The sequence below is a fragment of the Massilia sp. LjRoot122 genome (assembly GCF_964252725.1).
Taxonomy (GTDB): Bacteria; Pseudomonadota; Gammaproteobacteria; order Burkholderiales; family Burkholderiaceae_D; genus Telluria.
Genome location: NZ_CAXUPB020000001.1, coordinates 2,676,956 through 2,698,635, shown reverse-complemented (window position 1 = coordinate 2,698,635; position 21,680 = coordinate 2,676,956). Strand labels below are relative to the sequence as shown.

The 21,680-nt window shown below is 65.8% G+C and carries 12 protein-coding genes; 6 read left to right on the top strand and 6 right to left on the bottom strand.

Going from position 1 to position 21,680, the window contains the following annotated elements:
- The first annotated feature begins 66 nt into the window (after positions 1-66).
- Genes ACSQ25_RS11705 through ACSQ25_RS11695 form a run of 3 tightly spaced genes read left to right on the top strand, consistent with a single transcriptional unit; the run spans position 67 to position 3,892 of the window.
- Positions 67-594 carry a (2Fe-2S)-binding protein gene (locus tag ACSQ25_RS11705; RefSeq protein ID WP_436105858.1) on the top strand — a complete coding sequence of 176 codons (528 nt, stop codon included), beginning with the start codon at positions 67-69 and terminating at the stop codon, positions 592-594.
- Positions 591-1,601, top strand: coding sequence for an FAD binding domain-containing protein (locus tag ACSQ25_RS11700; RefSeq protein WP_436105857.1), 1,011 nt, complete (start codon positions 591-593; stop codon positions 1,599-1,601). The genes ACSQ25_RS11705 and ACSQ25_RS11700 overlap by 4 nt, the downstream gene beginning before the upstream one ends.
- On the top strand, positions 1,598-3,892 hold the full coding sequence (locus tag ACSQ25_RS11695; protein ID WP_436105856.1) for a xanthine dehydrogenase family protein molybdopterin-binding subunit: 2,295 nt from the start codon (positions 1,598-1,600) through the stop codon (positions 3,890-3,892). The genes ACSQ25_RS11700 and ACSQ25_RS11695 overlap by 4 nt, the downstream gene beginning before the upstream one ends.
- Before the next feature lie 179 nt (positions 3,893-4,071).
- On the opposite strand, the gene pbpC is transcribed toward ACSQ25_RS11695, so the two are convergent.
- Both pbpC and ACSQ25_RS11685 read right to left on the bottom strand, forming a co-directional pair.
- Entirely contained in the window at positions 4,072-6,147 is a 2,076-nt protein-coding gene (pbpC, locus tag ACSQ25_RS11690; protein ID WP_436105855.1) for a penicillin-binding protein 1C, read from the bottom strand.
- On the bottom strand, positions 6,147-11,852 hold the full coding sequence (locus ACSQ25_RS11685) for an MG2 domain-containing protein (protein ID WP_436105854.1): 5,706 nt from the start codon (positions 11,850-11,852) through the stop codon (positions 6,147-6,149). The genes pbpC and ACSQ25_RS11685 overlap by 1 nt, the downstream gene beginning before the upstream one ends.
- A 388-nt stretch (positions 11,853-12,240) precedes the next feature.
- Between ACSQ25_RS11685 and ACSQ25_RS11680 the strand changes: the two genes are divergently transcribed.
- The 3 genes from ACSQ25_RS11680 (at position 12,241) to ACSQ25_RS11670 (ending at position 15,303) form a co-directional block, all read left to right on the top strand.
- Positions 12,241-13,218: a tripartite tricarboxylate transporter substrate binding protein BugD gene (locus ACSQ25_RS11680; RefSeq protein WP_436105853.1), complete on the top strand. Its 978-nt coding sequence runs from the start codon at positions 12,241-12,243 to the stop codon at positions 13,216-13,218.
- A 99-nt stretch (positions 13,219-13,317) separates the two neighbouring features.
- Complete coding sequence (locus ACSQ25_RS11675; protein WP_436105852.1) at positions 13,318-13,794, top strand: tripartite tricarboxylate transporter TctB family protein; 477 nt, start codon at positions 13,318-13,320, stop codon at positions 13,792-13,794.
- A 3-nt stretch (positions 13,795-13,797) separates the two neighbouring features.
- Positions 13,798-15,303: a tripartite tricarboxylate transporter permease gene (locus ACSQ25_RS11670; RefSeq protein WP_436105851.1), complete on the top strand. Its 1,506-nt coding sequence runs from the start codon at positions 13,798-13,800 to the stop codon at positions 15,301-15,303.
- Between the two features lie 336 nt (positions 15,304-15,639).
- Here ACSQ25_RS11670 and ACSQ25_RS11665 read toward each other — a convergent pair whose 3' ends face one another.
- The 4 genes from ACSQ25_RS11665 to ACSQ25_RS11650 form a co-directional block, all read right to left on the bottom strand.
- Complete coding sequence (locus ACSQ25_RS11665; protein WP_436105850.1) at positions 15,640-16,764, bottom strand: DUF4062 domain-containing protein; 1,125 nt, start codon at positions 16,762-16,764, stop codon at positions 15,640-15,642.
- Between the two features lie 73 nt (positions 16,765-16,837).
- The gene (locus ACSQ25_RS11660) at positions 16,838-18,139 is read right to left on the bottom strand and encodes a hypothetical protein (protein WP_436105849.1); all 1,302 of its coding nucleotides are present in this window, start codon (positions 18,137-18,139) and stop codon (positions 16,838-16,840) included.
- A gap of 337 nt (positions 18,140-18,476) precedes the next feature.
- A complete protein-coding gene (locus ACSQ25_RS11655; RefSeq protein WP_436108062.1) occupies positions 18,477-20,849 on the bottom strand; it encodes a DNA polymerase II in 2,373 nt (790 codons plus the stop codon).
- Complete coding sequence (locus ACSQ25_RS11650) at positions 20,849-21,649, bottom strand: ferritin-like domain-containing protein (protein ID WP_436108061.1); 801 nt, start codon at positions 21,647-21,649, stop codon at positions 20,849-20,851. The genes ACSQ25_RS11655 and ACSQ25_RS11650 overlap by 1 nt, the downstream gene beginning before the upstream one ends.
- Positions 21,650-21,680: the final 31 nt, after the last annotated feature.

Genomic DNA, 21,680 nt, shown 5'->3' with positions numbered 1-21,680 from the left:
TGTGAACTAACCGAACAGGCCGGAACGGGCGGTTATGGTTGTGGCTTCGCATACGAAAGGACGGCCATGGACCAGCACCAGGAATATCCGCTCCGGCTGCGCATCAACGGGGAAGACCGGCAGTTCCGGGTCGAATCCTGGGTGACGCTGCTCGACCTCCTGCGCGAGCGCGCGGGCCTCACCGGCACCAAGAAAGGCTGCGACCACGGCCAGTGCGGTGCCTGCACCGTCTTGCTGGACGGCAAGCGCATCAATTCCTGCCTGACCCTGGCGGTGATGCATGACGGCCGGGAAGTACGCACCGTCGAGGGCCTGGCCGAGGGCGATGCCCTGCATCCGCTGCAGCAAGCCTTCATCGACTGCGACGCCTTCCAGTGCGGTTACTGCACCCCGGGCCAGCTGTGCTCCGCGGCCGGCTTGATCGCCGAAGGACAAGCGAAGAGCGTCGACGACGTGCGCGAACTCATGAGCGGCAACCTGTGCCGCTGCGGCGCCTATCCCCAGATCACCCGGGCGGTGACGCAGGTGATGGGCATCGAGGGCAAGCCCGGCGAGGGCGACAAGGCCTTCACCACGGGTCCGGTGCTCGCATGAATCCCTTCACATTTACCCAGCCCAGCGACGTGGACGCCGCGCTGGCCCGCCTGGCCACGGCGGGTGCGCGTCCGATCGCCGGCGGCACCAATTTGCTGGACCTCATGAAGGAAGGAGTCATGCAGCCGGGCGAGCTGGTCGACATCAACCGCCTCGGCCTGGACCAGATCGAGGAAGCCCCGGGCGGTGGACTGCGCCTAGGCGCCCTGGCCCGTAACGCCGACACCGCCTACCACCCGCTGGTACGCGAGCGCTATCCGCTGCTGAGCGCCGCCATCCTGGCCGGGGCCTCGCCCCAGCTGCGCAACATGGCCAGCAACGGCGGCAACCTGATGCAGCGCACCCGCTGCTACTACTTCTACGACCTCGCCACCCCCTGCAACAAGCGCGAACCGGGCAGCGGCTGTTCCGCCAGGGAGGGCCTGAACCGCCAGCTGGCCATCCTCGGCACCAGCGAGCACTGCATCGCGACCCATCCGTCCGACATGTGCGTGGCCCTGCGCGCGCTCGACGCCGTGGTCCAGGTGCGCTCGCAGCGCGGGCAGCGCGACATCCCCTTCGCCGACTTCCACCGCCTGCCGGGCGACCGCCCCGAGCTGGACAACACGCTCGAGCCGGGCGAGCTGATCACCCACATTACGCTGCCGGATGCCGGCCGCTTCGCGCGACACGCCGCCTACATCAAGGTACGCGACCGCCTGTCCTATGCCTTCGCGCTGGTGTCGGTCGCGGCGGCCCTCGATCTGGAAGGCGGGACGATCCGTGCCGCCCGCATCGCCCTGGGCGGCGTCGCCCACAAGCCCTGGCGCGTCGAAGAAGCCGAGCAGGCGCTGGTTGGCAAAGCCCCCGGCCTCGAGACCTTCGGCGCCGCCGCCGACATCCTGCTGCGCGGCGCCCACGGCTACGGCCAGAACGACTTCAAGCTCACGCTGGCGCGCAACGCCATCGAGCAGGCCTTGACGACCGCCGCGCGCGGCACCGAGTACGCGAAGGGAGAACAGCGATGAGCGACCTGATTCCAGAATTGCGCACCCCGACCGCGCCCGAAGGCACCGGCCGCGTGCACAGCGGCATGCCGGTGTCGCGCGTGGACGGCCGCGCCAAGGTGACCGGTCAGGCGAAATACGCGGCCGAGCACGAAGCGCCCGGCCTGCGCTACGGCGTGGTGGTCAGCGGCAGCATCGCAAAAGGCCGCATCACCGCCATCGAGACCGATGCGGCGCTCGCCGTACCCGGCGTGGTGGAGGTGCTCACCCACCTCAACCGGCCCAGGATGCGTTCCTGGGACCTCGCCTACAAGGACATGACCGCACCCGGCGGATCGCCCTTCCGGCCATTGTTTAGCGATCGCATCTTCTACAGCGGGCAGCCGGTGGCGCTGGTGCTGGCCGACAGCTTCGAAGCGGCGCGCCACGCCGCCCAACTGGTGCGCGTGAGCTACGCGGAAGAAGCGCATGAAACGGATCTGTTGGCCACCCTCGACCAGGCCTATGAGCCGCGTCCAATGAAGGCCGGCTTCACGCCGCCCAGCTCCACCGGCGATGCCGACCAGGCTTTCGAAGCGGCCGAGGTGAAGATCGAATCGCAGTTCTACCACGGCGTCGAGCACCACAACCCGATGGAGATGCACGCCACCACGGTGGTCTACGGCGAGGATGCTCACCTGACCATCTACGAAAAAACCCAGAGCTCGCAGAACAACCGCTGGTATGTCTCACAGGCCTTCGGCCTGTCGAAGGACAAGGTCACCGTGCGCAACCCCTACGTCGGCGGAGCCTTCGGCTCCGGCCTGCGGCCCCAGTACCAGCTGACGCTGGCCGTGATGGCGGCCCTCAAGCTGAAAGGTTCGGTGCGGGTGGTCTTGAGCCGCCAGCAGATGTTCAGCTTCGGCCACCGTCCCGAAACCTGGCAGAAGGTGAAACTGGCGGCGAACGGGGACGGCAAGCTGCAGGCCATCGTCCACGAAGCCATCCACGAAAGCTCGCGCCTCGAGGATTATGTCGAGGTGGTGGTCAACTGGTCGGGGCAGCTCTACGCCTGCGACAACATCAAGCTGGGCTACAAGATCGTGGCCCACGACCGCCATTCGCCGATCGACATGCGGGCGCCCGGGGCCGCCCACGGCATGCATGCGCTGGAAGTGGCGATGGACGAACTCGCGTACAAGCTCAGGATGGATCCGCTCGAATTCAGGCGCATCAACTACGCCGACCGCAATCCGCTGGACGGCAAGCCCTACTCCAGCAAGGAGCTGAGCCAGTGCTACGACAAGGGCGCCGCGCGCTTCGGCTGGCAGGACAGGCCGCTCGCGCCGCGCTCGATGCGCGACGGGGACGAACTGGTCGGCTGGGGCATGGCGACCGGCATGTGGGATTCGCTGGTGATGCTGGCGCGGGTCAGCGCCGTGCTCCATGCGGACGGACGGCTGGTGGTGAGCAGCGCCGCCTCGGACATCGGCACCGGCACCTATACGGTGATGTCGATGATCGCCGCCGAAGCCATGGGCCTGCCACTGGAGCGGGTCACGTTCCAGCTGGGCGACTCGACCCTGCCCTTCGCGCCGGTCGAAGGCGGCTCCTCGCACGTGACCACGGTGGGCAGCGGCGTGCACGGCGCCTGCGACAAGCTCAGGAAGCGCCTGATCAAGCTGGCCAAGGCCATGCCCGGCTCGACCCTGGCCAAGGCGCGTCCGCAAGACCTGGAATTCGCCGACGGCACGCTGCGGCTGCGCAAGCGGCCGGAAACGGCGGTGCCGCTCAGCGAGGTGCTGGCCGCCGCCGGCGTCGACAGGGTGGAAGAGAAGTTCTTCATGAAGCCCTCGATGCTCAAGCAGCGCAAGTACACCCGCGCCGTGCATTCGGCCGTGTTCTGCGAGGTGCGGGTCAACGAAAAGCTCGGCATCGTGCGCGTGACCCGGGTAGTGAACGCCGTGGCGGCCGGCCGCATCATCAGCGCCAAGACCGCCGCCAGCCAGGTGATCGGCGGCGTGGTGTGGGGCATCAGCCAGGCGCTGCACGAGGAAAGCTTCACCGACCACCGCTTCGGGCGCTTCATGAACCACAACTACGCCGAGTACCACGTTGCGGTGAACGCCGACGTCCACGACATCGAGGTGATCTTCGCCGACGAGGACGACCGCATCGTCAGCCAGCAGCTCGGCGCCAAGGGCGTGGGCGAGATCGGCCTGGTCTCGGTGTCGGCGGCGATCAGCAATGCGATCTTCCATGCGACCGGCAGGCGGCTGCGCAGTACGCCGATTACGCCGGATAAGATCCTGCTCGGAGATCAGGTGAGATGAAGCAAACTCTCTCAACGTCGTCCCGGCGCAGGCGGAGCAATGCCCTTGGCATTGCTCCCCCAAGTTGTATGCGTATCAGCTAGCGCGTGCATTCGTAGCTACGGCACGGAATTAGGTTCCGGCCTTCGCCGGAACGACGTTTACGCGTTGCGGACTGACGGTGGTGTAACCGGCCAAGCCTAGTTCCCCCGCACCTCGAAGCGGCTCGTGGACACCACCAAGCCCGCCGCGTCCACCAATTCCAGCCGGTGCTCGCCCACGGCCGGCTTCCACGCGACCGGCTCGGCGGCCGGCCCGGCATCGCGCCCGTCGAGGCGCCAGCGGTGCCCGCCCGCACCCTGGGCCTGGAACAGCACCCGCTCGACCCGGTCCGGGATGTCCGGATCCACCGCCATGATGCCGCCGTCCGGCGGGTACACGATTCCGGGCCTGCGCCGTGCCGCCGGCACCGCTTCGACCAGCGCCGTCTCGGTGCCGCCCAGGAACCATTCCTCGCGCGCCGGCTCGTGCGCGGGCGCATAGGCCACCGCCCGGCGCACCAGTCCGGGAGGCGCCGCGCCCTGCCTGCCCGGCCGGTCGCGGTGCAGGAAATCCATCACGTCGCGCCACACCGGCGCGGCGCCGGAGATGCCGGACACGTCCCACATGGGCTGGCCGTTGAAATTGCCCACCCAGACGCCGACCGTGTAGCGGTCGGTATAGCCGATGCACCAGTTGTCGCGCATGTCCTTGCTGGTTCCGGTCTTTACCGCGTTCCAGTAGGCGGTGGCGAGATCGCTGCGCAGGCCGAAGCTGGGACTGCGCGCGCCGCGGTCGGCCAGGATGTCGCCGATCACGTAGCTTGCGGCCGCGTCCATTACCGGTGTGAGGGGCGCGGCGGCGCGCGGACGCAGCGTGAGCGGCCCGTAACGGCCGCCGTTCGCCAGCGTGCGGTAGGCATTGCCCAGTTCGAGCAGGCTGACGTCGGCCGAGCCGAGGGCCAGCGAGGGACCGTAGAAATCCGGATCCTCGGTGAGCGAGCCGAAGCCGAGCGCCTGCAAGCGGGCGTGAAAGCGCTCGACGCCCGCCAGCAGCAGGGTGCGCACCGCCGGCACGTTCAGCGAACTGGCCAGGCTGGTACGCACGCTGGCATAGCCCCGGAAGGCGCGGTCGTAGTTCTGGGGCACGTAGGCGCCGCCACCGGCGGCGACGTCGAGCGGACTGTCGTCCAGCAGCGAGGCGGCGGTGAGCAGGCGCCGCTCCAGGGCCAGCCCGTACAGGAAAGGCTTGAGGGTGGAGCCGGCCTGGCGCGGCGCCGCCGCCCCGTCGACTTCGCCCTTGCCGGTATTGCCGACGTAGGCCAGCAGCTCGCCGCTGGCATTGTCGATCACGACCACGGCGCCATCGCCGACGTTGCGGTCGGCCAGCTCACGCACGTGGCGCCGCAGTGCGTCCAGCGCCGCCGCCTGGACCCGGGCGTCGAGCGTCGTGCGCACCCCGGCGCCGGCCTGCCCCAGCAGCCGGCGCAATGCCGGCGGCGTACCCGGCTTCGCAGGCTGCGCCGGCCGCGCCAGCGCCACCGCAGCACGAAATTCAATGGCCCCGCAGCCGCCCGGCAGCTTCAGTTCCGCCGCGAGTTGGCAGGCCCGGCGCGCCACGGCTTTCGGGGCGGCCGAGGGAGCGCGCAGCAGCGCCGCCAGGATCGTCGACTCGACCCCGTCCAGTCCCGAGGGGGCCTTGTTGAACAGCGCCCGCGAGGCCGCGCCGACGCCCTGCAGCTCGCCGCGGAAGCCGACCAGGTTCAGGTAGGCTTCCAGGATCTGCGCCTTGCTCCAGCCGGCCTCGAGCTCGCGCGCCGCCAGGGCCTGGTCGAACTTCTGCAGCCAGCTGCGGCCCTTGCCGGTGGCGCGCAGTTCGGCATCGAGCAGGCCGGCCAGCTGCATCGTGATGGTGGAGGCGCCGCGCGGGCGCTGCCGGAACAGATTGTCCCAGGCCGCCTGGCCGGCCGCGCGAAGGTCGACGCCGCCATGCTGCATGAAGCGCTGGTCTTCGGCCTGCAGCACTGCCGCGCCCAGCATGGGGGAGATGTCGGTCAGCGCCACCCAAGGGCCGCGGCGGGCACGCATATCGACCCGCACCGAATCGATCACCTCCCCGTGGCGGTCGAGCAGGCGCGCCTCCGACGGCTGCCAGGCGGCGCGCACCTGCTCCGGCGTCGGCACGGCCGCCATCGCCATGGCGGGTGCCGCCAGCAGGGCTGCGCACCAGCGCCGCATCAGCGTCCCACCACCACCGGCGCGTTCGGCGACTCGCCGAACATCTCGGGGCTGTACATCGCCTCGACCCGCGTCGGCGGCAGGCTGAAACGCCCGTCGTTGTTCAGCCGCACGGTGTACTCGATGCTCCACTTGCCCTTCGGGACCCAGGAGTAATAGGCGCGGAAGGCGCCCGCCGTGCGTTCTTCGAAGTCGGGCTGGACCCAGCCCTGGCGCACTTCCCCGCCGGTGGCAATGCGCGAGTCGCCGCCCAGGCCGGTGCCGAGGATGCTGGCGCTTGCCGGAATCGGGTCGTCCACCACCACCCAGCTCATATCCGCCTGCGCTTCCAGCTCGAGCCGAACGCGGTAGACGTCGCCGCGCGTCCAGCCGCCCGCCGTCTGCTGTTCCACCGGCGTCACGGTACGCGTGATCCGGTAGCCCCTCGAGAGCGGGGCCTTGAGCGGAATCGCCGCCAGGTTCTGGACCGTGGCCCAGGGTTTGCCACTGCCCTCGTGGCGGATCGCCAGCGGCGCGGCCTTGTCCGACCAGGCCTGCAGCACGCTCGCAGGCACGGTGCCGGTCCACTGCTTGCCGGCCAGCTGCACGCTGCTCTTGCCCATGACCGGCACCGCTTCATATTTTTCCGAGAACCTGCGCATCGCCAGCACGCCCCAGGCATTGGCCAGCGTCGTATCCCAGCGCCCGCGCTGCTGGCGGCCCAGGCTGCCGCGCGCGACCCGGCCCATGTCGGCTTGCCAGGCCGGGTTGTCGAGCATCGCCAGCAGCAGGCGGTTGGCGTTCACGTCGGGCGACACCATCAGCCACCACCAGTCGTCGCTGCGCTCGGTCGAGAAGCCCATGGTCGTGCCCTGCAGGTTCAGGCGCGCACGCAGGATCTGCTGGGCCTGGGCCAGCAGTTCCGCGCGCCTTTCCAGTCCGTCCGAACGCTGCAGGATCAGATACCAGTCGATCACGGCCGACGTCGGCCACAGGTTCGGTTCGACGCGGAAGGACTGCAGCCAGTTCTGGCGCACCGGCTGGCTGCGCGACAGTGCTTCCAGGGCCGCGATCTTGCGCACGGCCAGTTCGCCGGTGCGCAGTCCGCTGCCGCGGACGATGCGGCCTTCGACGAAGGCGATCAGGGCCGCTTCCATGCGTTCGCGCTGTTCGGGAGCGATCTCGTAGCCGGCTTCGTGCGTCACCGACAGCACGTAGGCGGTCAGCGCATCGTCGCCCTGGCCCATCGTCGGGAAGTACTTGAGCAGGCCGTCGCCGTCGAGGTGGGCCGGGAGGGTGGCGGCCACGCCTTCCCACATCCGGGCGTCGCCGAGCGCCACGGCTTTCGAGGTGCGCTGCTCGAAGCAGGTGTAGGGATACTGGGCCATGTAGTCGCGCACCCCGGCCAGGCTGCCGGCCAGGCGTGGGCTGAACGTGGTGCGCACGCCGCCCTTGCCCGGCAGCGCGTCCGCCGGGCGCTGCACCGTGATGGTCTTCGGCGCATCGACGTGCAGCAGCGTGGCCTGATAGGTACGGACCGGCACCGCCTCGGCGACGTTCTGGCTGATCCGGATACTGTCGCGCGCAGTGCCCGCGGCGGCATCGACCTGCCAGCGCAGGCTGCGCGCCCGTGGCACCGTCACGTCCCAGCTCACTTCGCGCGCGGCGCCAGGCTCCAGGGATACGGCCTGCGCCGCCAGCACCTGCGGCGTGGCGCCGTCGGCCGCCATGCTGGCGCCCAGCTTCACTTCCAGCTTGCCGCTCGACGCATTGCGCAGCGTGAAGCCGGCACGCAGACGGTCGCCCTCGCGCACCAGCGACGGCAGGCCGGAGAGCAGCATCAGGTCCTGGGTGCTGCGGATCTCGCTCGCCCCGGTGCCGAACAGGCCGGCGCCGGCGCTGGCGATGGCGACGATGCGGAAGCTGGCGAGCGAGTCGTTCAGCGGCACCGGCAGCTCGGCCTCGCCCTGGGCGTCCAACAACACCTTGCCCTGCCACAGCAGCAGGGTGTCGAACAGTTCGCGGCTGGCGCCCCGTCCACCGCCGCCGCCGTGGGCCACCGACTTGCGGCCGAAATGGCGTTTGCCGACCACCTGCATCTGGGCGGTGGAGGTCTCGACCTGCTGGCTGCGCGTCCGCATCATGGCGTCCAGCAGCTTCCAGCTGTCGTTCGGCTTCAGCTCCAGCAGCCCGGCGTCGACCGCGGCCAGCGCAATCTCGGCGCCCGCCGGCAGCGGCTTGCCGTCGTGGCGCCTGACCTTCACGCGTACCTTTGCCCGCTCGCGCACCCGGTAGACCTGGCGCTCGGGCAGCACCTGCACGTCCAGCTCGTGCGCGCCCCAGCCGACCTTGACCGGCACAATGCCCAGCTTGTAGGCCGGCTTGCCCAGGTCCACCAGGGCGCTCGGCTTCACCCCAGCCACGCGCCCGCGCACGACCAGGGCGGACACGAAGACGTTCGGCGCGTAATGCGCCTTCATCGGGATCGACACCGTCGGATCCTTCGCCGACAGGCGCCGCACAGTATCGAGAATGCCTTCGCGCTCCACCGTCACCAGCACGGTGGCCTCGCGGAAGGGCGAGCGCAGCTGGAAACTGGCCTGCTCGCCCGGCTCGAAGCGGGGCTTGGCCGGCAGCAGGTCGATGCGGTCGTTGTCGGAGACGTCGAACCAGCTTTCGCGCGCATTTTTGTCACCCTTTGTAACCCAGACCTCGTGCCGGGTGACCGAGGCGCGGCCCTCGGCGTCCAGGGCACGGGCGCGCAGGATGATGTTGCCCTCGCCTGGGGCCGGCACGTCGCACGGCAACAGGCCGCGCGCATCGGTGCGCCCGCGGCATCCGCCCTCGATACGCTTGATCTCGCTGGTCGATTCATAGGCATAGAAGCCGCCCACCAGGCGGCGCCGGTGCGAATGGGTCTCACGCCGGAAGAAGTCGACCTGCACCTCCACATCCGCCGCCGCCTTGCCGTCCACGCCGGCGGCCGCCACCTGGAACTTCAGGCGCTCCTTGTTCATCCAGTCGCCAGTCCTGATCCCGACCGCCAGTGCCGCCGGCCACAGAGGCACCCGGGTGGACGCAGTCAGGGTTTCACCGTTCACGTCCTGCCAGCTGAGTTCCGCCAGCAGGCTGCGCGGCCGGTCGACCTGGGGCAGCTCCGGCACCGTGATGCGCGCGGCGCCATGGCGGTCCAGTGTCAGGCGCTGGGTGCGTGTGGCCTCGCCCTGCCGCAGGCCATCGCCTGGCGGCGTTTCCTCGTCACCCTCTTCCCAGAATTCCTCGTCGCCGCCCTCGCCCAGCTTCTCGATACCCTCCTTGACGTCGCCGCCGCCGAAGCTGAATCCTTCGAAGGCGTCGAAGCCGGCGTGGGCATCCTCGACCACGCTGCGCAGGGTGACCGGCGCCTTGCCGGCCGGGCCGCCGTTCAGGTAATTCACCTGCGCGTCGATGGCCAGGCTGCGGGCAGCCACCACCGGCAGCGCGGGCCCTTTCAAGACTGCCTTCATGGTCGGGACGCGGAATTGCTCGACCCGGAATTCGCCGGCCAGCTGGTTGCCCACCACCACCTGGTAGCCGCCCAGCTTCGATTCGGCCGGAATCTTCCACTCGCCGTGGGCCTGGCCGGCCGCATCCCAGGACAGCGGCAGCGCGATCTTGTCACCGCTGCCGTTGTGCACTACCCAGGCCTTGGCCGGCAGCGCGGCCTTGTCGAGGGTTTCTTCGCCGAGCCAGGCATATGCGGTGTTCGGCGCCCGATCGCCTGCCGTCACCAGGGCCATGCCGGTACCCACGCGGCGGCGCAGGAAATGCTTCATGTGGACCGTTTCGCCGGCACGCAGCAGCGTCCGGTCAAACACGGTGGCGACGAGCCGGGTGTCCTCGTCCAGGCTGCCCTGCTGCAGATTGAAGCGCCAGGGTTCGATGCCCTTCTGCCAGCTCGACAGGGTAAAGGTGAAATCCTCGCCGCTGCGCGCACTGACGAACAGATTGTCGCCGCATTTCGCCTGAGGCAGCGCAGCGCGGATGTGGGCGATGCCGTCGGCGTCGGTACTGCCCGACCACAGCTGCTTGCCGGCGCAGTCGCGCGCCGCCACCTGCGCGCGCGCCACCGGGCGCCCCTTGTCGAGCGAGGTCACCCACACCAGCGAGGATTCGGCGCCGCGCTTGAGGTGGGCCGCCATATTGGTCACCAGCGCGGCGCTGCGCACCCAGGCGCTGCCGCCCTTGTCGTTGAGCGCCTTGCCCAGCAAAGGACTGGCGATCTCCACCACGTAGAAACCCGGTTTCTTGAGCGGTATGCCGATCACCTCGAAGGCGCGCCTGCCATTCGGCCTGGGCAGGGCGAAGCGCTCGATCCTGCCCTCTGCCCTGGCCCCGAGCAGGGATACCTTCAGGCTGCCTTCCGGCTGGGTCCAGGGATCGCGCCCATACGTATTCAGCTTCGCCAGCCAGGCCAGCACGTCCTGCTCGCGCTCGACGCGCAGGCTGGCCCCACTGCGCACGGCGGTGGCGAGCTGCGGTTCGACGTTGCGCACCGTGAGCGGCAGCAGGCGGTCGCCGCGCGCCTCGATGATGCCGAAGGGCGCGGCAAACTTCACCAGCGGCGGCTGGCGGTCGACCTTGAGGCTGAGGGCCTTCTTCGGCACCGCGAGGCGGCGGCCGGCGTCGTCGCGCAGCGAAGCGGGCACCCGCAGGGTCAGGGTGGCCAGTTCGGGGAAAGGCCCGGCGAAACGCAGCGCAGCGGCAAATTCGCCTTTCGCCTCCTCGTCGAAGACTGGCAGGTGACGCTTGCCGCCGCTCTCCTCGAGCACCAGCCCTTTCAGCTCCGCCACCGGCACCGGGGCGCTGAAGTTCACCCGCACCGGCAGGAAGGGAACGCAGCCGGCGCGCGCATTGGTCCGCTCGCAGCCCAGGGTGAGACGGAACTCGGGACGCGTGCGGAAGGCCAGCTCCTGGTCCTGGGCGGTGGCGATGCCGTTCGGCGCCGCCACGCCCTGGCCCCAGACCAGGGTCAGGTCGGTATCGGCAGGCAGCGTGCGCCGGCACTGCAGGGCCGCCACCAGCAGTCCGGCCTCGGCCTTGGTCCGCCCCTTGGCGTGGGCAGCCAGGTGACGATCGACGAAGTCGCGCCGCGCCGCCAGCAGTTGCGCGCGTTCTTCGCCCTCCAGCAGGCGCACGCCGATCTTCTCGTTGACGCCGCCGGCGCGGCACCAGGCATGCCGTACGACCGACTCAGGCGTGGCCGGCGCATCCAGCGCCAATAGAAAGACCTGGTCCTCGTCCAGCCGGCTGCCTTCCATGGGCTGCATGCGAACCACCGCCGGGCCGCCGGTGCCGAAGGAGAAAGCGCGGACGCCGCCAACCGGCTGTCCGGCCAGGTCGCGCAGGCCTTCGCGCAGCGTGAAGCGGCAGGCGGTGGCGCCCGGCAGATCGCGCTCGAAGTCGACACTCCAGGTGCTGGCGTCGACCCAGCGTCCGGTGCCGCGGGCGAGCTCGCCCGCGCCTGGGCAGTTGACCGCGAACGGCGCGCCGGCGCGCAGGTCGCCGAAGGCCACCATCGGCGCGGAAAAGCGCGCGCTTACCTGGCGTACCCGCTTGACCTGTCCTTCCGGACTGAAGCCGGCGACGGTGGTCGGGACAGTAGCCGGGGGAGCCGGCTGGGCGAGCAGCACGGGCATGCACAGCGACAGCGCCAGGGGCGCCAGCAATCGGTTCAAGGCAGGCATGTCTTCTCCGCAGGACAAAGCTGCCAAGCTAAGGCTGCGCGTACATTGCTGGCTTGGCGATGCTCAACAGTTCAGGTGAGTGTGTGGCGCGCGTATGTTTTTGTCAACACGCCGGCATGCACGCGTCGCTGGCCATGCCAGGCGCATGAGAGCGAGACCCAGACGGGGCGGGTGTTTCCACATTGTTCAGCTACTTTTCCCTCTCGCCATACGGGTTTCCACGTAGTTGCAAATCTATCTATTTGCTGGTACAACCAGTCCTGCGTATGCACGCACTCCATGCACGCTGGCTGGCTCTGTCGTGTCCTGCATCGTGGCTGTCATGGAGCGTTTTTGCGTCGCCATACTGATAAACCGAGATAAAAACCGAGGTTAGAGGAAGACACCCATGAAAACGACATTCCTGCGCTCCACCGCAGCCATTGCCCTGGCCTTCGCGGCCTTCGGCGCTTCAGCCCAGAACTATCCAACCAAGACCATCACGATGATCGTGCCCTTCGCCGCCGGCGGACCGACCGACACCGTGGCGCGCCTGGTGGCCCAGTCGATGGGCAATACCCTGAAGCAGCAGATCATCATCGAGAACGTCGGCGGCGCCGGCGGTACCATCGGTGCGGCGCGCGTGGCCAAGGCCGCGCCTGACGGCTACACGATCTTCATGCACCACATCGGCCACTCGACCGCGCCGGCGCTGTATCGCAAGCTGAGCTACAACGCGATCGACAGCTTCGAGCCGATCGGCCTGGTCACCGACGTGCCGATGACCCTGATCGCCAAGAAGGACTTCCCGGCCAAGGACTTCAAGGAACTGCTGGCCTACGTGAAGGCCAACAAGACCAAGGTCACCTATGCCAACGCCGGCCTGGGCTCGGCCTCGCACCTGTGCGGCATGCTGTTCCAGACCGCCATCGGCGTCGACCTGACCACGGTGCCTTACAAGGGTACCGGTCCGGCCATGAACGACATGCTGGGCGGCCAGGTCGACCTGATGTGCGACCAGACCACCAATACGACCAGCCAGATCAAGAGCGGCAAGGTCAAGGTCTACGGCGTGACCACCAAGGAGCGCCTGGCGTCGATGCCGAACGTCCCGACCATGAACGAAGCCGGCCTGCCGGGCTTCGAGGTGGCGGTGTGGCACGGCATGTATGCGCCTAAGGGCACCCCGAAGCCGGTCATCGACACCCTGTCGAACGCCCTGCGCACGGCGCTCAAGGACCCGACCGTGAAGCAGCGCTTTGCCGACCTCGGCACCGAACCGGTCGCGGATAACCGTGCCCGTCCGGAAGCCCTGCGCGCTCACGTGAAAGCGGAAATCGACCGCTGGGGTCCGATCATCACCAAGGCCGGCCAGTACGCCGACTGATCCGCAGCAGCGATGCGGAGGGCTGCGCGGCTTTCGGGCACGCGCAGCCTTTTCAACACCTGACAACAACAAGCAAAACAAGCAACTAAGGGGTTCGCAGTGACTTCCATCGTCCGCCATCCGAAGAATTTCTGGATCGGCCTCATCTTCCTATGCTTCGGCCTTGCCGCCATCTACCTCATCGGTGACAACGAGATGGGCAGCGCCGGCCGCATGGGACCGGGCTATTTCCCCACCGTCCTCGGCGGCCTGCTGGCCCTCGTCGGCCTGGGCGGCATCATCCGCTCCTTCATCGGCACCAGGTCCGAAGCCCATGACGCGATCGGCACCTTCCACATCAAGGACATCGCCATCATCCTCGGCGCGGTGATCCTGTTCGGCATCCTGATGCGCGGCGCCGGCCTGCCGGTCGCCGCCTTCGTACTGGTGTTGCTGAGCTCCTTCGCCAGCAAGCAGTTCAAGCTCGGCAGCTCCCTGCTGCTCGCCGTCGGCCTGGCGCTGTTCGCCGTGCTGCTCTTCGTCAAACTGCTCGGCCTGCCGATGCCGATCATCGGCCCTTGGCTGGGAGGAATGTAAGACATGGAAATCTTTGCCAACCTGGGACTGGGCCTGGAAACGGCCTTCACCCTCACCAACCTGTTCTACTGTCTGGTCGGCGTGTTCGTCGGCACCGCCGTCGGCGTGCTGCCCGGCCTCGGCCCGATCGCCACCATCGCGATGCTGCTGCCGGCCACCTTCGGCCTGCCGCCGGTCTCGGCGCTCATCATGCTGTCGGGTATCTACTACGGTGCCCAGTACGGCGGCTCGACCACCGCGATCCTGGTCAACCTGCCGGGCGAATCGTCCTCGGTCGTCACCGCGCTGGACGGCTACCAGATGGCGCGCAGGGGCGAGGCCGGCAAGGCGCTGGCCACCGCGGCCCTGTCCTCCTTCTTCGCCGGCACCGTGGCCACCATCCTGCTGGCCCTGTTCGCCCCGCCGCTGGCCGACCTGGCGCTGAAGTTCGGCCCGGCCGAATACTTCTCGCTGATGGTGCTAGGCCTGGTCGCCTCGGTGGTGCTGGCGAGCGGCTCCCTGCTCAACGCGATCGGCATGGTCCTGCTCGGCCTGCTGCTCGGCCTGATCGGCACCGACGTCAACTCGGGCGCCCAGCGCTACACCTTCGACGTCCCCGAACTGGCCGACGGCATCAACTTCGTGATCGTCGCGATGGGCATGTTCGGTATCGGCGAAATCATCCGCAACCTCGAGCACGGCGAGGACCGCAACCTCTTGATGAAGAAGGTCTCGGGCCTGATGCTGACCAAGGACGACCTCAAGCGCATCATCGCGCCGGTCCTGCGCGGCACCTTCCTGGGCTCGGCGCTGGGCATCCTGCCCGGCGGCGGCGCCATGCTGGCATCGTTCGCGTCCTATTCGATCGAGAAGAAGATCTCGCCCAACGCGAAGAATTTCGGCAAGGGCGCGATCGAGGGCGTGGCGGCGCCGGAATCGGCCAACAATGCCGGTGCCCAGACCTCCTTCATCCCGATGCTCACCCTCGGCATTCCGTCGAACCCGGTGATGGCGCTGATGATCGGCGCGATGATCATCCAGGGCATCCAGCCGGGACCGGCCGTCATGACCGAGCAGCCGGCGCTGTTCTGGGGCCTGATCGTCTCGATGTGGTTCGGTAACCTGTTCCTGGTGGTGCTGAACCTGCCGATGATCGGCCTGTGGGTCAAGATGATCCTGGTGCCTTACCACCGCCTGTATCCGGCGATCCTGATGTTCTGCGCGATCGGCGTGTTCAGCCTGAACAACAACGAGTTCGACATCTGGCTGATGGCTCTGTTCGGCCTGTTCGGCTACATCTGCGCCAAGCTGGGCGCCGAACCGGCGCCGATGCTGCTCGGCTACATCATCGGCCCGATGATGGAGGAATACCTGCGCCGCGCGCTGCTGCTCTCGCACAGCGACCCGATGGTCTTCGTACGCAGCCCGATCAGCGCCACCATGCTGGCGATGGCGGCGATCGCGCTGGGCATCGTGCTGCTGCCCTCGCTGCGCAAGAAGCGCGAAGAAGCCTTCCACGAGGACGAGTGAGCTAGGATCGCGTGGCCGGCACAGCCGGCCACGCGATTCGAAACATCATTTTTCTACAGAAACTAAGCGGGCTCTGCTGAACAAATTAATGCTTCGGCGAGCCATGCGCCTCTGCAGACATTAGCCGCCATGCGTGGAAACTGAACGACCGCGACTCATACTGCATTGATGTGCCCCAAAGCTAAATTTATCAGTTCGAGGGCGACGTGGAACACAGCTGTGCCGGCACGCCTATGTTGATATCGTGATTTTGTTTGTGGAAAATTGAGCGTATCTCTACGTAGCATCTTCGCTACTGATCAATATTCCAAACGAACATATGGCGTTTCCCAAATTTTACACACCGTTTTCATCGCCTGATATCAAAGTGATGAATCTGTCAAATTCGGGGACAAGCTTTCTTGCCACCTCGATATCGTAGTTGGCAATTAAACTGTCCAATTCTAGCCGAGCTTTTTTGCCGAATCGCTGATCGAACTCCTTGCGAGATATTCTTCCGTTGTTGGCAGTGTAGAAGGCCGGATCTAGGCCTGCAGTCATCCACGCTTCCAATGCTGGACTCGCGAAAACAAGATGTACCTTGCTCTCCGACTTCAGCCGCTCTTGCAAAAGAGAAAAGCGGCCGATTAGATCAGCATCTGCGAGAACAATTAATTTGTCGTAGGCTTGGTCGTGCTGAGGCTCTATCATTGCACGCAACGCGTGCACAAGCGTGGAGCCGCCACCTGTAGAGATGGCGAAAAAATTGGGCAAATTGAGCTTTTGCACGAGGCCGCGAACGAACTTGCGATCCAATTCGCCTTCTACCAGGATCGCAATATGCGAAGCCCGACTGTGAACGTCGTCCTTCGCTTCTCGATTCACGACGAATTCATTTTTTACTGCTGCACTCCAGCGTAAGAGCATAGACCGCAAGTCGACGATGCTATCAAAGGCGGCAACCCAGTTACTACGCTGTTGCTTCGTAATCCAGTCGACAAAATCGAAGACGCGATTGTTCTCGACGTATGCAGGGAGAAAATCAGTCACATTCTGATTGCGCCGCCTGGTTTCTTTCTCATCAAGCATACGCTTTCGAGCAAAAGTCATTACGGGCATCTTATGCTCGAAAGCAGTAATAAGTTCACACCAACTTATGCTGAGCTGTTCCACCGGGATCGTGATTTCCTTGTTCAATACCCGGCCGCTTTCATCATGCTGACGAATTTCGATGGTCTGATTCGTTATGTACGGTGCTCCAATGCCCTTGTAGCGACCGCCATAGCGTCGATCCACGATGCACACTACGACGTCGCACTTCTTTACGGCCTCTAAGCATTCGTCATGCGAATGCCCGAAGTGCACGGGAAATGTCGCATTTTCGTGGTACACGACTTCATGCCCGTCCTTCTCAAGCTCGTGTATCACAAACGCACGAACATCGTATAAATCGTAAGTTGTTGACGAGAGGAAAATGCGCACTGTTGTAGTGTTACTCTATTTAGGATTAAAGAACAGTAGCAAATGGGCGCAACTTCTTGATCCTGCCACGACCTCAAGCCGGCTCAAGAATTTTGTCAACGAGTTTGTCGAGCTGGCTCTCAGCCAATCCTCGGCTTGCACGCATTTCTTTCGCCCGCAACACCGCAGCCTGAATCGCTCTACATTCGGTGATGCCGGCCACGCGGGCCCGGGCAAACAATGCGCTAGCGGCTTGGTAACCTATAAACGCTCGTTCCTCTACCAAACGCTGCGCCAGCCATTCCAAGTGTTCAGGCATGTATTTCATTTGCAGGATGACGGTTGCTGCGAGATGGTCACCCGGTGATGTACTTTGAATTAGTTCGTTGATATAACATGCTGCGGCGATCGCGTGCGGTCGCATGCGTTGAACAACTTCAGTCATCTTTCTTGTGCGCTCCGGAGAGAAAAGTTCAGCTCTCCTAATGGCCTCGTACTCGCCAGCCAGCTTATGTAATGGTTGAAGCACGATCTCAGGCCGATTTAGCGGGGCCGCATCCGCGACCTCTTGGGCCGCATTCAAACTCGCCGACGATGGGACAACAGCGGGTGCGGCATCTGTGCCTACGTTCGCCTCTGCCTCATGCTGGCCAATCCTCTCGGCTCGAGCAACAGCGCTCCTATAGCGACCTAATTGATCATCGGAACGTACCATCGCACCCTGAATGAACAAGCGCATGTAGAGGTACATTGTAAGAAAACCTAATAGAGAAAAACCAACAATCAGCGCCGTTGCTATTGATATCTCAGTATCGGTCGGATTTGTACGGACCGCCGCAGCCGCATTCACACTGATGCCCGTTATTTCGGCCTTCAGTTCCTTTAGATTAACGAGCGTAAGACCGACAAGGATTTTGGTCAGCCAGTCCGAAACCTCTTCCAAATTGGTATTTGGACGCGCGCGTTGAGCAAGCTGTCCGGCTGAGGAACTTGTTGTCTGCTCCTGCAATGTGGTACCCGCGGCAGTTTCAGCCGCCGGCGTAGACCCTTCGATTTTCAGGGTATTGGCAGACTTCGGTATTCCAAACAAGAAGCCAGCTGTCCCGCCAGCGCAAAACGAGGCGAAAACCCAGAGCAGTACAGGGCCGATGGCATTAGCTTTCCAGCCAATGACGCATGACGCACCGAGAGCAACTATAAGCAGCGGCGTGAAAAGCAAATGGATGCCACGCAGGTCATCACTGAGATCGTTTCGCTTGATGACCTGCTCGAATCTTTTTTGCAAACCGGAGGTCGAAGAAGCAAGTGCATGCGGACCATTTTTTTTAGACATCGCTTTAGACTTTTGATAGAAATCGATCTGTTTTCTTATTGAGGAGAACACTGAACGCCGCATAGAGGCCTCATCTCGTCAACTTAGGATTATTTCATAGAATCAACTCCAAAAACGCGCTGATTATCACACTCGGCGCCTTCGGAAGCTTTCCAACCGCAATTAACGACGTGCGGATGATGGAAGTTAGATAAGCTGCTAGCTGACTAGTGTTCGTTTTCCTGGGACAGGTGAGAGTGAGAGACTCGAGCTTCAGAGCGATGAATATAAGATGCGCCTATTTGGCAGCGGGTGAGGCACTTGACATGGCTCCCGCGTCGAGACAACTCTGCATTCAGGCTTCGCCGTAAGGCGTATACGCTTACAGTTCCCGGCGATCCGACGCAGCTATATAACTACACTAGAACAGCGCGCCCTGCGGACTGGTCAGCCGCGCGAAGCTGTCGCCGACAAAAGGCAGGATCGCATCCGCAATCGGCTCCAGCTGCTTCGTCAGATAGTGTTCGTAGTCGATCGGCGCCCGCCGCAGTTCCAGCGGCTCCGGCCCCGCGGTCGTCATCACGTAACGAATCCAGCCTCCCCTGCGGTATTGCGCCGGCCGTCCCTGGCCGGTGTGGAAGGTGTCGGCCATGCGCGCCGCCCGCACGTGCGGCGGCACGTTGCGCTCGTACTCGTCGAGCGGACGGCGCAGGCGCTTGCGGTAGACCAGCAGTTCGTCCAGTTCCCCGCGCAGCGTGCGCGCCACGTAGTCGGCCACCCAGGCCTCGTAGGGTTCGCGCCTGAAGACGCGCAGGTAGAGTTCCTGCTGGAACTGCTGCGCCAGCGGCGACCAGTCGGTGCGCACCGTCTCCAGCCCCTTGTAGACCACGTCCTCCTTGCCGTCCGCATCGACCACCAGGCCGGCGTAGCGCTTCTTGCTGCCTTCGTCCGAGCCGCGCACCGTGGGCATCAGGAAGCGCGCGTAATGGGTATCGAATTCCAGTTCCAGGCTCGATTCCAGCCCGTAGTCCTCGCGCAGGTGCTCGCGCCACCAGCCATTGACCCGCTCGACCAGGGCGTGCCCGATGCGCTCCGCCTCCTCCTGGCCGTGCGCCCCGCCGAGCCACACGAAGGTCGAGTCGGTGTCGCCGTAGATCACCTGGTAGCCCTGGGCCTCGATCAGGGCGCGGGTGCGGTGCATGATCTCGTGGCCGCGCATCGTGATCGAGGACGCCAGGCGCGGGTCGAAGAAGCGGCAGGCGGTGGTGCCCAGCACGCCGTAGAAGGCGTTCATGATGATCTTCAGCGACTGCGACAGCGGCGCATTGCGCTCGCGCTTGGCCTGCTCGCGGCCTTCCCACACCTGGCGCACGATGCCGGGCAGGCAGTGGCGCGTGCGCGAGAAGCGCCCCCCGCGAAAGCCCGGGACGGTGTCGTCCTCGGGTTCGGCCAGGCCGGCGACCATGCCGACCGGGTCGATCAGGAAGGTGCGGATGATCGAGGGATACAGGCTTTTATAGTCGAGCACTACCACCGAGTCGTAGAGGCCGGAGCGCGAATCCATCACGAAGCCGCCGGGACTGTCGCCTGCTGCGACGTCGCCGATGTTCGGCGCGACGAAGCCCTGGCGGTGCATCAGCGGCATGTAGCGGTGCTCGAAGGCCGCCACCGAGCCGCCCATGCGGTCCACCGCCAGCCCGGTGACGCTGGCGCGCTCCAGCAGGAAGCGGATCAGCTCCGTCTTCTCGAAGATGCGGGTGACGAGTTCGCAGTCCTTCAGGTTGTAGAAGGCCAGGGCCGGCTTGTCCTCGGCGAACATGCGGTTGATCTCGTCCATCCGGCTGTAGGGATTGTCGATCGCCTTGCCTTCGCCCAGCAGGGCCTGCGACACCGACTCCAGGCTAAAGGAGGAAAAGCTGTAGGTGGCCGAACGCAGGGCCTCGATGCCGTCGATGACAAGGCGTCCCGCGATCGATACGAAGAAGTGCTCCGAGCGGCCGTGCTCGCGGGTCTCGATGGCGCTGCCGTCGCGGCCCAGGCGCAGCGGGCGGCCACGGCGCTCGGCCGCCTGCACCAGCATGCGCAGGTCGAACTGGATCACGTTCCAGCCGATGATGGCGTCAGGGTCGTGCCGTTCGATCCATTCTTCCAGGCGGTCGAGCAGTTCGGCGCGGCTCGCGCAGTAGTCGAGCTGGAAGTCCAGTGCGCGTTCGGCGCCGTTCGGCTCGCCCAGCATGTAGACCTGGCGCTGGCCGCAGCCCTCCAGTCCGATGCAGTACAGTTCGCCGTGCTGGTTGGTCTCGATGTCGAGCGAGACCAGGCGCAGTTGCGGGCGGTAGTCGCCGTCCGGCTTCAGCTGGGCGTCGAGGATCAGGCGCGGGTCCTGAGCGTCGGGACTACCCTGCACCACTACCGGCGCCGTGATGAAGCGCTCCATCAGGTAGCGTTCCGGCGGGCGCACGTCGGCTTCGTAGACGTCGACGCCGAACTCGCGCAGGCGCTTCTCCAGGCGCAGCAGCTGGCGGTACTGGCGGCAGTACAGGCCGAGCACGGGCCGGTGCTGGAAGTCGCACAGGGACAGCTCCTTCAGCTCCCAGCCTTTTTTTTCGCTATGCAGCACCAGCTCTGCCGCGGCGCGCTGCTCGAGCGGCAGGAAGGCGACCGGCAGCTGCGGCGCCAGGCGCACGCAGCGCGGCCCCTCATCGGTGGCGATCCAGAATTCGACTTCGGTGCCGGCATCAAGATCGCGCCAGTGCCGGGTCAGCAGGAAGCCCTGCAGCGCAGATGTGTCCATCACGAAAAACGCGCCAGCTCCGCTTCGCTGAAGCCGGCCTGGCGCCGCGCCTCGATGTTGAAGGGACCTTTCAACACGGGCGCCTTGTAGCGAACGGTCAGCTCGGCGTAGGTCGCCACCGGCTCCAGCCCGCGCAGGGCGCACAGGTGCAGGTACCAGCGGTTGCCGATCTCCACGTGGCCCACCTCGTCGCGCAGCAGCACGTCGAGGATGGCGGCCGCCTCCTGGTCACCGGCCTGGGCCAGTTTGGCGCGCAGCGGCGGGATCGCATCGAGCCCGCGCGCTTCGAGCGTACGCGGCACCAGGGCCATGCGCGCCAGAACGTCGCCGCGGGTCTTCGCGACCATCTCCCACAGGCTGTCATGGCCCGGGAAGTCGCCATAGGCGTAGCCCAGGGTGGCCAGGTGGGCGCTCAGCATGTTGAAGTGCAGCGCCTCCTCGCCCGCCACGCGCAGCCAGTCGGTGTAGTAATCCTTCGGCATGCCGGGGAAGCGCCACAGGGCGTCGAGGGCCAGGTTGACGGCGTTGAACTCGATGTGCGCCAGCGCGTGCACCAGCATGGCGCGGCCTTCTACGGTCGCCATCGAGCGCCGCCCGACCAGGCGCGGCGACACCAGCTCGGGTTTGGCGGGACGGCCGGGAATGCCTTCCGGCGCCTCCAGCGCTGCGTCGGTGTCGACAGTCCAGTCGCCGGCCAGGTGGGCGGCCACCATCGCGGCCACACCGGCGGTCTTCAGGGCGGGGTCGGTGTCGAGCAGGGATTGCAGAGCGCGTGCGCGAAGCTCCGGCGTTTGCGCCATCATCTAGGCCTTCAGATTATCAAAGGCCTTA